The 13,509-nt window shown below is 39.3% G+C and carries 11 protein-coding genes; 4 read left to right on the top strand and 7 right to left on the bottom strand.

From position 1 onward, the window contains the following. Position 1 precedes the first annotated feature (1 nt). Genes ACM66U_RS04435 through ACM66U_RS04425 form a run of 3 tightly spaced genes read left to right on the top strand, consistent with a single transcriptional unit; the run spans position 2 to position 3,460 of the window. Entirely contained in the window at positions 2 to 1,750 is a 1,749-nt protein-coding gene (locus ACM66U_RS04435) for a GNAT family N-acyltransferase (RefSeq protein WP_418641239.1), read from the top strand. 45 nt (positions 1,751 to 1,795) lie between these two features. Then, positions 1,796 to 2,689 (top strand): 4-hydroxy-tetrahydrodipicolinate synthase, encoded by an 894-nt coding sequence (gene dapA, locus ACM66U_RS04430; RefSeq protein ID WP_346388571.1) that lies wholly within the window; start codon positions 1,796 to 1,798, stop codon positions 2,687 to 2,689. A gap of 3 nt (positions 2,690 to 2,692) precedes the next feature. After that, complete coding sequence (locus ACM66U_RS04425; protein WP_151900669.1) at positions 2,693 to 3,460, top strand: enoyl-ACP reductase; 768 nt, start codon at positions 2,693 to 2,695, stop codon at positions 3,458 to 3,460. A 359-nt stretch (positions 3,461 to 3,819) separates the two neighbouring features. Here ACM66U_RS04425 and serA read toward each other — a convergent pair whose 3' ends face one another. The 7 genes from serA to pheS are packed head-to-tail and all read right to left on the bottom strand — an operon-like array spanning position 3,820 to position 13,042. Further along, entirely contained in the window at positions 3,820 to 5,406 is a 1,587-nt protein-coding gene (gene serA / locus ACM66U_RS04420; RefSeq protein ID WP_346388570.1) for a phosphoglycerate dehydrogenase, read from the bottom strand. After that, positions 5,407 to 5,886 (bottom strand): hypothetical protein, encoded by a 480-nt coding sequence (locus tag ACM66U_RS04415; RefSeq protein ID WP_346388569.1) that lies wholly within the window; start codon positions 5,884 to 5,886, stop codon positions 5,407 to 5,409. A 14-nt stretch (positions 5,887 to 5,900) separates the two neighbouring features. After that, positions 5,901 to 7,559 carry a 30S ribosomal protein S1 gene (locus tag ACM66U_RS04410; protein WP_151900672.1) on the bottom strand — a complete coding sequence of 553 codons (1,659 nt, stop codon included), beginning with the start codon at positions 7,557 to 7,559 and terminating at the stop codon, positions 5,901 to 5,903. Between the two features lie 50 nt (positions 7,560 to 7,609). After that, positions 7,610 to 8,440 carry a 4-hydroxy-3-methylbut-2-enyl diphosphate reductase gene (locus ACM66U_RS04405; RefSeq protein ID WP_418641238.1) on the bottom strand — a complete coding sequence of 277 codons (831 nt, stop codon included), beginning with the start codon at positions 8,438 to 8,440 and terminating at the stop codon, positions 7,610 to 7,612. Beyond that, on the bottom strand, positions 8,437 to 9,720 hold the full coding sequence (gene aroA, locus ACM66U_RS04400) for a 3-phosphoshikimate 1-carboxyvinyltransferase (RefSeq protein WP_418641237.1): 1,284 nt from the start codon (positions 9,718 to 9,720) through the stop codon (positions 8,437 to 8,439). The genes ACM66U_RS04405 and aroA overlap by 4 nt, the downstream gene beginning before the upstream one ends. Beyond that, positions 9,717 to 12,053 carry a phenylalanine--tRNA ligase subunit beta gene (gene pheT / locus ACM66U_RS04395; protein WP_418641236.1) on the bottom strand — a complete coding sequence of 779 codons (2,337 nt, stop codon included), beginning with the start codon at positions 12,051 to 12,053 and terminating at the stop codon, positions 9,717 to 9,719. Before pheT ends, aroA begins: the two co-directional genes overlap by 4 nt. Next, positions 12,050 to 13,042 carry a phenylalanine--tRNA ligase subunit alpha gene (gene pheS / locus ACM66U_RS04390; protein ID WP_151900676.1) on the bottom strand — a complete coding sequence of 331 codons (993 nt, stop codon included), beginning with the start codon at positions 13,040 to 13,042 and terminating at the stop codon, positions 12,050 to 12,052. The genes pheT and pheS overlap by 4 nt, the downstream gene beginning before the upstream one ends. 100 nt (positions 13,043 to 13,142) lie before the next feature. Between pheS and ACM66U_RS04385 the strand changes: the two genes are divergently transcribed. Continuing rightward, positions 13,143 to 13,499 (top strand): histidine triad nucleotide-binding protein, encoded by a 357-nt coding sequence (locus tag ACM66U_RS04385; RefSeq protein ID WP_151900677.1) that lies wholly within the window; start codon positions 13,143 to 13,145, stop codon positions 13,497 to 13,499. Positions 13,500 to 13,509 lie beyond the last annotated feature (10 nt).

Genomic DNA, 13,509 nt, shown 5'->3' with positions numbered 1-13,509 from the left:
TATGTTAGACATAGAAAAAGCCTACAAAACAAATTTTAAAAAAGCCGTAAAATACCTGCCGGCATCTGTTAATAATTTTTTTATACAAAGACTCAAAAAAATATTTCATGAAGAAAAATATAATGAAATTCATGAAAAAAACCATTATCTGCATGGACTGGAGTTCGTAGACAGTATGCTTGAACTTTTGGATATAGACTATACCATCAAGCCAAAGGAGCTCAAAAACATTCCTTCAACGGGCAGAGTACTGGTTGTTGCAAACCATATAACAGGAGCATCAGATGCCTTTGCTTTGGTACAACTCATAGCGAGTGTAAGAGAAAACAAGAAAGTAAGATTGATGGTAAACGGTATGCTCATGGGTGTGACACAGGCAAGTGACATCATCATTCCCGTTGACAACATTACAGGAGCCATTACAAAAACAAGTATCAAAGCCATTAATGAAGCTCTAAAAAATGAAGAAGCGGTAATCATTTTTCCCGCAGGCATTGTCAACAGATTTTCACTCAAAGGGATTAAAGACACCCCGTGGAAAGCAAGTTTTTTAAAAATTGCCAAAAGAAACAAAACACCGATCCTGCCGGTAAGAATCGAGGGTCGCAACAGCTTTTTATTTTATTTTGTCTCGCTGATACTTCCCAAAAAGCTCAGCGGTTTGTTAATGCTCCCGCATGAATTTGTCACAGCAGGAGATAAAAAACCGCTAGTATTTAACATAGGCAGAGTTATTCCTCTCAGCTCTTTTTCTGATGAAAATATCAGCATTGCCGAGTATCTCAAACTTTTCTACCGGCATCTTTATACCCTTGGAACAAAAAAGAAGTGTGTTTTACAAACGGAAACAACTATCACAGCAGCACACAACAAAATGCTTCTGCGTGCAGAGGTAAACAATGCCGAAGTTTTGGGACATACACTTGACGGCAAAAAAATCATTCTCGCCCAGGCGGATGAAGCACCCTTTTTAATGCAGGAACTCGGACGTGTGAGAGAAATTTCTTTTCGTGCAATCGGCGGAGGCACAGGCACGGCAAAAGACAATGACCTGTATGACAACTACTACAAACATCTTATCCTTTGGGATGAAGAAGATCTTGAAATTGTCGGAGCGTACCGCATAGGAGAAGTCGCACAAATCATAAAAAACCGTGGTATGGAAGGACTGTATACCTACAACCTGTGTGATTTCAGTAAACATTTTCAAGACTACTGCAACAACTCCGTAGAACTCGGACGCAGTTTTGTGCAGCCAAAATACTGGGGCTCACGGGCACTCGACAATCTGTGGCAGGGCGTGGGTGCCTATTTGGCAAAAAATCCGCATATCATTTATACCTATGGCACAGTTACCATTAATGCAGACACACCAAAACAGGCCGTTGCGGCACTTGTCTACTTCTACTCTCTGCATTTTTCCTGCAATACCGATATGATGAGTGCAAAAACACCCTATTTTATGAGCTATGAACAAAAACAGGAGTTTGACATGCTTTTTAAATACAGATCCTACAAAGAGGGGTTTGTTGTTTTAAAAAAATATCTCAAAGAGTTGGGAACGGCTGTGCCGACTTTGTTTAAACAGTATGCAGAACTGTATGATGAGGGGGCTGTCCGCTTTTTCGATTTTAGTGTCAATGAAGGACTCCATGGTGTGGTCGAAGGATTTATCATCGCAGACAATTCAAAAATGAAAGAGGCGAAAAGAAAACGCTACATTAAAAACTTCGAATCTGAAAAAATTTAATACTTTTTAGCTATAATTAGCCATTATTTTTAAAGGCTATTTAGAATGAATTTAGTAACAGGTTCTTCAACCGCACTGATAACTCCGTTTAAAAACGGAAAACTTGATGAACAGACCTATGCTGCGTTAATACAACGCCAAATAAACAACGGTATGAATGCAGTATGCCCTGTCGGAACAACAGGCGAAAGCGCCACACTGACACATGATGAACACAAACGCTGTATAGAAATTGCCGTAGAAGTCTGTAAAGGCACGCAGACAAAAGTTTTGGCAGGAGCAGGCAGCAATGCAACACATGAAGCAATAGAAATTGCAAAACATGCGCAAAGCTGTGGTGTTGATGCTATCTTTTCTGTTTCGCCTTACTACAACAAGCCTTCGCAAGAGGGTCTGTACCAGCACTATAAAGCTATAGCAGAAGCTGTCAGCGAACTGCCGTTTATGCTTTATAATGTTCCCGGACGTACAGGTGTGGACATTTCTGCAGACACGACTATCAGACTTTTTGATGATGTCAAAAATATTTACGGAGTCAAAGAAGCGACAGGAAGTCTGGAGCGTACTGTAGAACTGCTTTCGCGCAGACCCGAATTAAAAGTATTTTCAGGGGATGATGCGATTGACTATCCTATTTTGGCAAACGGCGGAGCAGGCATTACTTCAGTTACATCCAATCTTATGCCTGACCTGAAATCAGAACTCGTCAACAAAGCGCTCAGCGGTGATTTTATAGGGGCAAAAGCCATCAATGACAAACTCTACCCTTTGAACAAAGTGATGTTTTGTGAGTCAAATCCTATTCCGATAAAAGCGGCAATGTATATAGCAGGACTTACAGAGACACTGGAGTACAGACTGCCTCTTGTTGCTCCAAGCAAAGAAAACATGAAAAAGATTGAAGAAGTAATGAAAAATTACGATATTAAAGGACTCTAAAGTATGAAAAACAAAACTCTCTTTGTAAGCGGCGGAACTCGCGGAATCGGCAAGGCAATTGTGTATGCTTTTGCAAAAGAAGGCTGTAATGTTGCCTTTACCTATGCTTCAAGCGCTGATACCGCAAATGAAATTATTAAAGATATCGAGACAAATTACGGAGTAAAATGCCGTGCCTACAAACTGGATATATTAGAGCCAAACACATATAAAGATGTTTATAAAGAGTTTGACGAAGATTTTGACAGACTGGATTATTTTATATCCAATGCAATCATCTCAGGGCGTGCCGTTGTCGGTGGATTTGGACCGTTTATGCGCCTCAAGCCAAAAGGTCTCAACAATATCTATACGGCAACAGTTGATGCCTTTGTCGTCGGTGCGCAGGAAGCTGCCAAAAGAATGGAAAAAACAGGAGGCGGCAGCATTATTTCCATGAGTTCTACAGGAAACCTTGTTTATACGCCGAATTATGCAGGTCACGGAACAAACAAAGCTGCTGTTGAGGCTATGGTACGTTATGCCGCAGCGGAACTCGGTGAGAAAAACATTCGTGTCAATGCCGTAAGCGGCGGACCGATTGATACCGACGCACTCAAGGCATTTCCAAACTACGAAGAGGTAAAAGCTGAAGTTGTCAGACGCTCTCCGCTTTCTCGTATGGGTGTTCCTGAGGATTTAACAGGTGCATGCAAATTTTTGTGTTCAGATGAAGCATCCTGGCTGACAGGACAGACAATAGTCATTGACGGCGGAACTACTTTTCAGTAAACACTTACGGCTTATGAAACTCTCAAGAGATCAAGCCCGTACTTTAACATTAAGAGCAGAGGTTCAAAAAAACATATCGGAATCGGTACTTCAGTGCCGACTGTTAAAACATTCCTGCCACTCTCTGCCCACCCTGAAGGATGGGTTCCAAAAAGCCATACATTCCTCGGAATCGGTACTTCAGTGCCGACTGTTAAAACATTCCTGTCACTCTCCGCCCACCCTAAAGGATGGGTTCCAAAAAGCCATACATTCCTTGGAATCGGTACTTCAGTGCCGACTGTTATTACTTACTTTTACGCCACTTTCAGCCCGCACTAAAGTACGGGTTCCAAAAATTTGTAAAAGAGAAGAAAATTTTACAAACGAGCGTAGTTAACACTTATGCAGGCATCTAAAGATGCCAATTCATTCAAGGTAGTATCATTTACCGCATTGTCTACCAAAATCACAGCAAGCGCTTCTGACTGCTCGTTTCTTGCCAATGAAAAATCTGAAATATTTACATTATTGTCTGCAAGTATAGTTCCTACACTGCCAATGACACCGGGAACATCAGAGTTTTTAAACAGAACCATATCACCCTTGAGAGGGAATTCAATGTCAAAACCGTCTATTGCAACAATACGCTGTACTCCGTCTTCAAAAATTGTAGCCGAAATTGATGTTGTCCCCTCATTTGTTGTGATTTTCACAGTGATAAGGTTCTTGTAAACTTTTGAGTCTCCCAAATTAACCGCTTCAACTTCAATAGCTTTTTCTTTGGCAACAAAGTCTGCATTTACATAATTTATAGTCTCTGAACTGTGGCTCAATGCCCCAACCGTCACAAAAGTTGCAAGAGAATCAACATAGTTTGCTATTTCTCCCTGCCCTTTTACTTTTATAGAGATGATTTTAGACTTATTAATCTGAGACTCCAGAAAACCGATTTTTTGTCCCATTTCCAAGAATGGCTTTACAAAAGGAGGTATTTTACTCTCATCTATCGGCAAATTCATCGCATTAGGATAGGCTATTCCTTTCGCCGCGGCAATTGCATTTTGTGCCGCCTGTGTTCCGATATTGTACTGAGACTCATAGGTATTTGCTCCCAAGTGAGGAGAAACGACAATATTGTCCAAATCAAGCAGTTTATTGTTAATTGCAGGCTCTTTAACAAACACATCGATGCCGGCAAAACGAATTTTACCGGATTTCAGTCCGTCATACAAAGCATCTTCGTTATAGAGTCCGCCACGTGCACAGTTGACAAGCACAACGCCGTCTTTCATTTTTGCAATTTCTTCTTTATCGATAATATTAATTGTCTCTTGGTTTTTCGGTGTATGTATCGTGATAACATCACATGCCAAAATATCATCAAAGTTCTTGGTGTAGGTCATGTCCAAATCAGTTACCTTTGAAGGGTCGATATACGGATCATAGGCAACTATATCCATCTCAAATGCTTTTGCGCGTTTCGCAACACGGGAACCTATATTTCCAAAACCGATAATACCAAGTTTTTTACCTTTAAGTTCATATCCGTACCACTTTTCACGCTTCCAGATTCGCTGGTTTTTCAAATGGTCATGAGAATACGGAAACATTCTCATACATGAAAGCATATGTGTCATAGTAAGTTCTACCGCAGCAATTGTATTGGCAGTCGGTACATTCATTACAATGATTCCTTTTTTGGAGCACTCGGGAATGTTGACATTGTCAACACCGACACCGGCACGAACAATAGCTTTCATATTTGTTGCATGTTCTATAAAAAATTCATCAACGTCCGTTGAACTTCTTGTGATGGCAACATCTGCTTTTGGAATAATTGTTTCAACAAGCTCTTTTTTATCCACATCCGCTGCCATGATGAAGTTGATATTTTCATCTTCTTGAAGCATTTTCAAGCCGGCTTCATGGATATGGTCACACACAACTACTGTATATTTCTGCATTTAATCTTCCTTTTTATAAGGCGTAACAGTGGCCTTAATTTTATAATTTTTTAGCACTTTTACCAATTTGTTTAATTTATCTACATTTTGTGAATAAATAAGTAAATCTATACCTTTAGTATCTTTTTTTAAAAAATACTTTAATTTATGTCTTTTCAACTCTTCTTTGAGACAAAAAAGCTGATAGGGATCTAAAAGTTTTGCTGACAGTTTATAGGTAATAGTTTTAGTTATTTTTTCATTCAAATCAAGTGTAATATACACTTCATTCACAGGATAAAAATAACCGAGCCTCTCAGATTTTGAAAAATGATTCAGCCACAGTTTTTCCGGTTTTTTAAAAACAGTTTCATTTTTTAAAACCAGAGGTTGCGTATCTATCACTTCATCCTGTGAGTTTATAGATACTAGAAAAAAGACAATAAACACGGCTACCCCTAATGCTAAAAGCGGGGCAAACCATTTAATTATCTTTTGCATTTAAAAGCTTGAGCTTATTTAAATTTATCTTTTATCAAGTCACCGAGAGAGTGTGATTCTGTATCATTAATCTCTTCAAGCATTGCCTGATTTTTGATATAATCCAATTTTTTAACAGATAAACGGATACGGTCACGACGGGTATCAATGTTTGCAATTGCAGCTTCTATTTCCTGACCCGGCTCTAACTCTTCTTTTACCAGTGGCGCCAAATCTTCATCACGAATAAGTGCATCAACACCGTCTTCGAGAGAAACAAATACACCAAAGTCTTTAATGTCGCGAATAGTCCCTTTGACTACAGAGTTTACTTTGTGTGTTGTGGCAAACTTGTCTATAGGTGACTCCAAAAGTGTTTTACGGTTTAAAGATATTTTTTGGTCTTCTTTGTTGATTTTGGCAATTTTTACTTCAACTTCTTCACCGGATTTCAAAACATCTTTTGCTTTTGTATTTTTGTCCCATGAAATGTCCTGATTGTGTAAAAGGCCTTCAACACCGTCTATACGGACAAATGCACCAAAATCAGTTAAAGATGTAACTGTACCGGTCACCACATCACCTTCATGATATTTTTTAACAAATTCATCAAATGGTTTTGGTAATAGTCTTTTTAATGAAACACGAAGTTTATGTGTTTTAGAATTGATTTCTATTACTTCAACATCGATTTCCTGTCCAACTTCCAGATAATCATTTGGATTTTTTACATTTTTGTTCCATGTGATTTCTGAAATATGCAAGAAACCTTCTATATCATTTCCAAGATCAACAAAAACACCGTATGCTTCAATATTTGAAACAGTAACAGTAATTGTGTCGCCCTCATCCAGTTCACTTTCAACTTCTGCCCAAGGGTCAGGCTGAACAGCTTTGATAGATAAAGAAAGATGACGCTTGTCTTTGTCATAAGAGATTGCTTTGACAGTTACAACATCACCCTCTTTATAAAGTTTTGACGGATTTACCGGACCTTTATAAGAGATTTCATTGTAGTGTACCAAACCGTCAACACCGCCGACATCTACAAACATACCGTAGCTGGTGATTTTTTTGATAGTCCCTTCAACGATAACATCTTCAGCCATGAGCTGGTCAATGATTTCTTTTTTCTTTTTGCGCTCTTCATTGAAAAGTTTACGACGTGAAAGAATAATCGAATTTTCAGCCGGATCAATTTTCACAACCTGTGCTTTGATTTTACGCCCTACAACATCGTCAGTCTCTTTGAATGCTGCTAAAGAACGCGGCATAAAGAATGAAACTGCATCAGCCTCAACAACATATCCGCCACGATTTTTCTTCGTAATGACACCTTCAACAACCAGGTCTTCAAAATCCTCTTTGTGTGCATCAATAAACTCTATAGTTTTTTCCTGCTCTAAAACTTTCTTGTATGATATTTTGGGACGCTCATTGTAGTACCCCATTTGCATAACTTTAATTTTATCACCGGTATTAAACTTCAACTCACCGTTTTCATCACGGATTTCGTCAAGGCTTAATATACCTTCGAGTTTATCACCTACACTTACTAATGCTCTGTTCTCATCAGCCTGTATCTCTACTATTTCACCTTCTACGATGCGACTTGTTTCTTGCTTTTTTTCGCTTGCTGCGAACATCTCTGCAAAATTTTCTTCTTCTTCAAATGATTCGTTATCGAACGCCATTGCCTATCCTCTGTTACATAAAAATTGTCGTGATTATAACAAAGTTATGATTAATTTATACTTTTTTCAATCGAATTGATAACATTTTGTATAATCCAGTCCGGAGTGGAGGCACCTGCAGTAACACCACAATGTTTTTTATCCAAAAACCACTCGCTCTCTAATTCGTTTTCATCTTCAATATGATGACTGTTTGGACAGTTTTCATAAGATATATTAAAAAGCTGTTTGGTATTTGATGAATTTTTTCCACCGATGATTATCATGACATCTGCTTTTTTAGAAAGTTTTCTCACAGCTTCCTGATTTTCAAATGTTGCATTGCATATCGTGTTAAAAACACGTACCTCTTTGTGGCGGGGAATCAGATAATTTGCAATCTCCATATAGTCTTCGACTTTTCTTGTTGTCTGGGCAATCAGTGCTATACGTTCATGAAACTTCAGATTCTGTAACTCTTGAACGCTTGTAACAACCGTTGCACCGTGTGTTGCATAAGACTTTACTCCTTTTATCTCAGGGTGTGACTCATCCCCGAAAATGACAACATCATACCCCTTTTCACTCATCTCCTGAGCTATCTCCTGTGGCTTTGTCACAAACGGACAAGTGGCATCCACCACTTCAATGCCATTTTCTTTAAGTTGCGCAAGTTCATCTTTGACTATACCGTGTGTCCGAACGATTGCTTTATCTCCCGGCTTGAATGTTTGAAAATCTTCAACGAGGCCTACTTTAAAATCTTTATCCAGTCTTGCTGTCTCTTTAGAGTTGTGAATCAACGGACCATAGGTTGCTGCATTTGTATTTTCTTCTGCAATTTTAATCGCCCGTTTCACACCAAAACAAAAACCGTAGTTTTCTGCAAGCTCTATTTTCATTCTGTAAACTCCGTTTCACTTATTTTGCTTAAAAGTTCAAAAAAGTTTGGAAAAGAGGTGTTTATACACTCCAAATCACTCACTTCCATCCCGCATTTCACTCCTGCAATAATAAAACTCATAGCAATCCTGTGGTCTCCGTCACTCTCAACCTTGGCTTTTTTCAATGCTCCGCCAGTAATTTTGTACCCGTCTTCATATTCGTCAACTTCAATACCGCAGGCTCTCAGACCTTCAACAACCGTAGAAATTCTGTCAGACTCTTTGACCCGCAACTCTTTGGCATTTTTGACAATACTCTCGCCATTTGCAGATGCCATAGCTATGGAGAGTGCCGGCAGTTCATCAATCAACCATGAGATATTTTCCTCAATGACAATTGAGTGCAAAGGCGCATACTTTACATGTATATTGCCAACAGGCTCATACCTGTCATCTGTTAATTCGTAAGAGATATCCGCTCCCATACGTTCTAATGCCTTAAAAGCTTCTATTCTTGTAGGGTTTAGTGTAACACCTTCAAGAATCACCTGAGAACCCGGAACAATCGCAGCCGCAACTGCAAAGAAAAAAGCAGAGGAAGGATCAGCAGGAACTCGAATTTTTAAAGGTTCAAGAAGTTTTTTTAACGGCGTAACAGTCGTTGTCAAACCATCTACTTTGATATCTGCCCCCATACCTTTGAGCATTCGTTCTGTATGGTCACGTGAAAGTTCCGGCTCGCGATACCTGCACACCCCGTCTGCCCGCAGTGCTGCCAGAATCATTGCACTTTTCACCTGTGCTGAGGCAATTTTACTCTCATAATCAAAAGCTTTCAAAGAAGCGCCGCGAATTGAGAGCGGCGCCAAATCTCCGTTTTTTCTGCCGTCAAGTTTTGCACCGATGCTCATCAACGGTTCCGTAACACGCTTCATCGGGCGGCGACGAAGATATTTGTCTCCCGTAAGAACAAAATGTCCGTTTGCAGAACTTAACAGTCCGCAAAAAAGGCGCATACCTGTTCCCGAATTACCGCAGTCAAGTATTTCAAACGGCTCCTGTATGCCGTTTGAGGATATTTTAATAATTTTTCCGTCATCTTCGACATTTGCGCCAAGATTTTTTACAATTTCCAAAGAGTTCATCGTATCTTCGGCCCGTAAAAAATTTTCTATCTCACTGACACCTTTGCTTAGCATTGCAAACATAACACTTCGATGTGAAATAGACTTGTCCGGGGCAATTTCTGAAATTTTCAGAGAAAAAGACTCAGCAGGAGAAACTACTACCGTACTCATCGCAGACCAATTCCAAGTTTCTTGTTTAATGCATCGAGGATAGAATCCATTGCCGCTGTGATATCTTCTTCTTCCAAAGTTTTTTCATCAGACTGCAGTACAAAGCGCAGAGAAAGACTGATGTTGTCACCCAGTGATTCATCACTGTATTTGTCAACAGGATAAAAGCGCACAACTTCTTTGCGTGCATGTGTATGAATCACATCTTTGACTCTCTCATAACTCATATCTTTTGGCATTATGATGCTCAAATCTCTAAAAGAGGCCTGATATTTTGATCTCTGCTGTGCGGTTTTCAATGCATAAGGAATTTTTTGCAAATCAAGTTCACACATATATGTTCTATGCAGATCATAGGCTTTTTCAACTTCAGGATGCACTCTGAAAAGTTCTCCGATCACTGCATTGTTCAACAAAACCTCTGCTGACTGATAGGTATGGGAAAGGGCATGTTTTGTCGTATACTCACGCAACTCTATATCACCAACTACATCCGCTATCTTCTGCACAAAAAAGGCAAAATCGACCTTTTCAGGCTTACCGCTGTTGGCAAGATTTTCATTCTCTTTGTCCCCGCTGAAAACAAATGACATTTTGTAAGACTCTTCCCTGGTCGGTGTAAAAACAGAACCTATTTCAAAGAGCCTGACAGAAGCGTAGCCATTTTTAATATTTGAAGATGCTGCTTTGAGCAGACCTGTTAAAAGTGTAGGACGCAGAGTGTCTAAAGTCTGTACAATCGGGTTTAAAAGTTCAAGGTCTTTTTTTGTTGTTTCAAATCCGTAAGACTCTAAAATCTTTTTCTCATCAAAAACAAAATGAACAGATTCAAAAAATCCGCTCTGTGCGCACCTGTGTCTAAAGACAGAACGCTTTTTGTATTCAAAATAGTTGTCTTCAAGTCTGTTTGCTTCTTTGAGAAGAAAGGGCTTGGAAGGGATATTGTCTATCCCGACCATCCGTACAATTTCTTCTACAATATCCTGCTTGTTTGTAATATCGTGACGAAACTGCGGTATGGAAATTACAAACTTGTCAACTGATGACTTGGAAACATCAAAACCTAAATTTTTCAAAATCTTTGTAATAACGATTTTGTCAATATTTGCACCAATTATCTCATCAATTTCCTGCTTTGTGACAATCACATTCTTTTCTCTGAATGACGTAGACAACTCTATACTGCCGCTGAATGTTGATGAAACAGAGTTTGATTCTATCAGGTCAATACAGTATGAAAGTCCGCCATTCAACTCTGGTTCACTGCCCCGTGATGTTTTGTAAAACATTGGTCCTGATTCAATTTTTTTCTCGGCCATTTTTTTAGAAATAATATCAGGTGGAATATAACTGGCTTCCAAAAGAACAATTCCCTCGTTTTTTGTCACTTTGGATTCATCTTTTTGAATAATACCGACTATCGAAGCAATTTGCCCCTCCTGTGTTTTGATACAGGCATATCCGTTTTCATCTTCGCCAAGAATAATCTTCGCCATCACTTCATCATCTTTTGTAAAAAACTCATGTCTATAGGCTCTCAAAATCACACCTGTAGCATGCGTCACATAGAGTGTCATTGCTTCAACATCACATTTTCGGGACTCTTCTATCTGCCCAAGACGGAGTTTGACAACAAAAGGAAGAACCAGTTCTTTTAAATCTATGGCTTTGTAGCGTAAATTTACATCCAAATCTTTTTCATGCGTTAAAGAGAGAATACGTCCTATTCCTCTTTTTTCATCATTGTCAGTCTGTTCGTACTCTTTCACAGGTCTGTCAAACGCAGCGCTCAAGTCTCTTGCAACACCACGAATACTTAAACAGTCTCCACGGTTTGCTGTCAACTCTATTTCAATCAAATCATCATTGAAAAGTGAATTTTCATTGACATCCTGTCCAAGCGAAAAGGTTCCTACACTTGCATCAAGTTCCATAATACCTTTGCCCAAATCAGGCAGACCGATTTCTGACGCCGAGCATATCATCCCCTCTGAATCTACTCCGCGAAGTTTGACAGGTTTTATCACAAGTCCTGACGGCATTACAGCCCCGATAGTTGCCACGACTACATGTAACCCTGCTCTGACATTTGAAGCACCGCATACAATTTGACGGATACACGACCCTATATCAACCTGGCAGATATTGAGTTTGTCTGCATCGGGATGTTTTTCACACTCTAATACTTTTCCAAAAACTATTTTTGCAGGTACACGATATTCGTGAATCCTGTCAACCTCCAGACCGATAGCGTTAAAAGTATCAGCGAGTTCCTTTGTCGAAATTCCTTCCAGGTCAATCCATTCGTTTAACCAACTCTTCGTAACTATCATTGAAACTGCTCCAGTAACTTAATATCTCCCTCAAAAAGTGAGCGAAGGTCACCTATGTGATGAATCAGCATTGCAAAACGCTCTACTCCCAAACCAAAAGCATACCCGCTGACATTTTTGTAATTGACCGCTTCAAATACATTTTCATCCACAATACCGCAGCCGAGTACTTCCAGCCATCCCGTATGAGAGCAGACACGGCAGCCTTCTCCCTGACAAAACACACAGGAGATATCCACTTCTGCAGAAGGCTCCGTAAAAGGGAAAAACGAAGGGCGAAAACGAACCTTCACATCACCAAACATATACTTTAAAAAATCTTCCAGAATGAACTTTAAATTGGCAAAAGAGACTTTTCCCTCTTCATCAACAAGCAATCCCTCAACCTGATGAAACATCGGGGTATGTGTCAAATCATAATCGCGGCGAAAAACCGCACCCGGTGCGATCATACGAATCGGCGGTTTTGACTCCAGCATTGTTCTGATTTGTACAGGTGAAGTATGTGTGCGTAAAAGCATTTCGTCTTTAAAATAAAATGTGTCTTGCATATCTCGTGCCGGATGGTATTTTGGAAGGTTGAGTGCTTCAAAATTGTGAAAATCATCTTCAACAATCTGCCCTGTTTTTACAGAAAAATTCATACATGAAAAATATTCTACAATTCTGTCCATTGTTTCCATCACAGGATGCAGTGCCCCTGCTGAAGATTTTGTGCCAAACATTGACACATCTATGGCCTCTTCTTTCATAGCACGTTGCAACTCTTGCGTTTGCAAGGCAATTTTTTTTGCAGTAAACTCATTCATCAATGCACTCTTGTGCTTGTTTAAATCTTTTGCGATTTGAGATTTTTGCTCATTGGGAGCATCTTTCATTTTAGCAAATTCGGCAGCTAATATGCCTTTTTTTCCAAAGACAGCAATTCGAATCTCTTCTAAAGCTTCTACACTTGGTGCTTCTTTTATTTTATCATACCACTCTTTCAATAGAGTCTCCGTAGTTATTTAATTTTGTAGTGATTATACTGAAAAATTTGTTATAAATAGCTTTTATGTGCTACAATAATAAGAAATGAAGGAAAGAATTATGTGTCTTTTTTGTAAAATCGTAAATAAAGAAATACCCGCAAATATTGTTTTGGAGAATGAAAATTTTTTAGCTTTTCATGACATCAATCCTAAAGCACCTGTGCATATTTTGGCAATACCAAAGTTGCATATAGACAGCTTTAACGAAGTTACCGGTGAGACTATGGCAAAGATGACAGAGTTTATTCAGGAAATTGTCAAAGAGGTCAAGATTGAGACCTCAGGATACAGAGTCATTACAAATGTAGGAGAGAACGGCGGACAGGAAGTCAAACATTTGCATTTTCATATTCTGGGTGGAGCAAAACTCAAATGGGGCCATTTCAGTGATGCCGATCCAAAAGATTTTTTATAGCTAGAGAAAC

Origin of the sequence: Sulfurimonas sp. ST-27 (genome assembly GCF_048081595.1) — a bacterium.
Lineage (GTDB): Bacteria > Campylobacterota > Campylobacteria > Campylobacterales > Sulfurimonadaceae > Sulfurimonas > Sulfurimonas hydrogeniphila.
The sequence above is the reverse complement of the archived record's forward strand: the minus strand, read 5'-3'. Positions and strand labels throughout refer to the sequence as shown.

What these genes read in the sequence shown, in the direction of transcription:
- aroA (WP_418641237.1), bottom strand. Translation starts at nt 9,720, where the DNA reads ATGAGTACGGTAGTAGTTTCTCCTGCTGAGTCTTTTTCTCTGAAAATT.
- pheT (WP_418641236.1), bottom strand. Translation starts at nt 12,053, where the DNA reads ATGATAGTTACGAAGAGTTGGTTAAACGAATGGATTGACCTGGAAGGA.
- ACM66U_RS04385 (WP_151900677.1), top strand. Translation starts at nt 13,143, where the DNA reads ATGTGTCTTTTTTGTAAAATCGTAAATAAAGAAATACCCGCAAATATT.
- ACM66U_RS04410 (WP_151900672.1), bottom strand. Translation starts at nt 7,559, where the DNA reads ATGGCGTTCGATAACGAATCATTTGAAGAAGAAGAAAATTTTGCAGAG.
- dapA (WP_346388571.1), top strand. Translation starts at nt 1,796, where the DNA reads ATGAATTTAGTAACAGGTTCTTCAACCGCACTGATAACTCCGTTTAAA.
- ACM66U_RS04415 (WP_346388569.1), bottom strand. Translation starts at nt 5,886, where the DNA reads ATGCAAAAGATAATTAAATGGTTTGCCCCGCTTTTAGCATTAGGGGTA.
- ACM66U_RS04435 (WP_418641239.1), top strand. Translation starts at nt 2, where the DNA reads ATGTTAGACATAGAAAAAGCCTACAAAACAAATTTTAAAAAAGCCGTA.
- ACM66U_RS04405 (WP_418641238.1), bottom strand. Translation starts at nt 8,440, where the DNA reads ATGAAAATAGAGCTTGCAGAAAACTACGGTTTTTGTTTTGGTGTGAAA.
- serA (WP_346388570.1), bottom strand. Translation starts at nt 5,406, where the DNA reads ATGCAGAAATATACAGTAGTTGTGTGTGACCATATCCATGAAGCCGGC.
- ACM66U_RS04425 (WP_151900669.1), top strand. Translation starts at nt 2,693, where the DNA reads ATGAAAAACAAAACTCTCTTTGTAAGCGGCGGAACTCGCGGAATCGGC.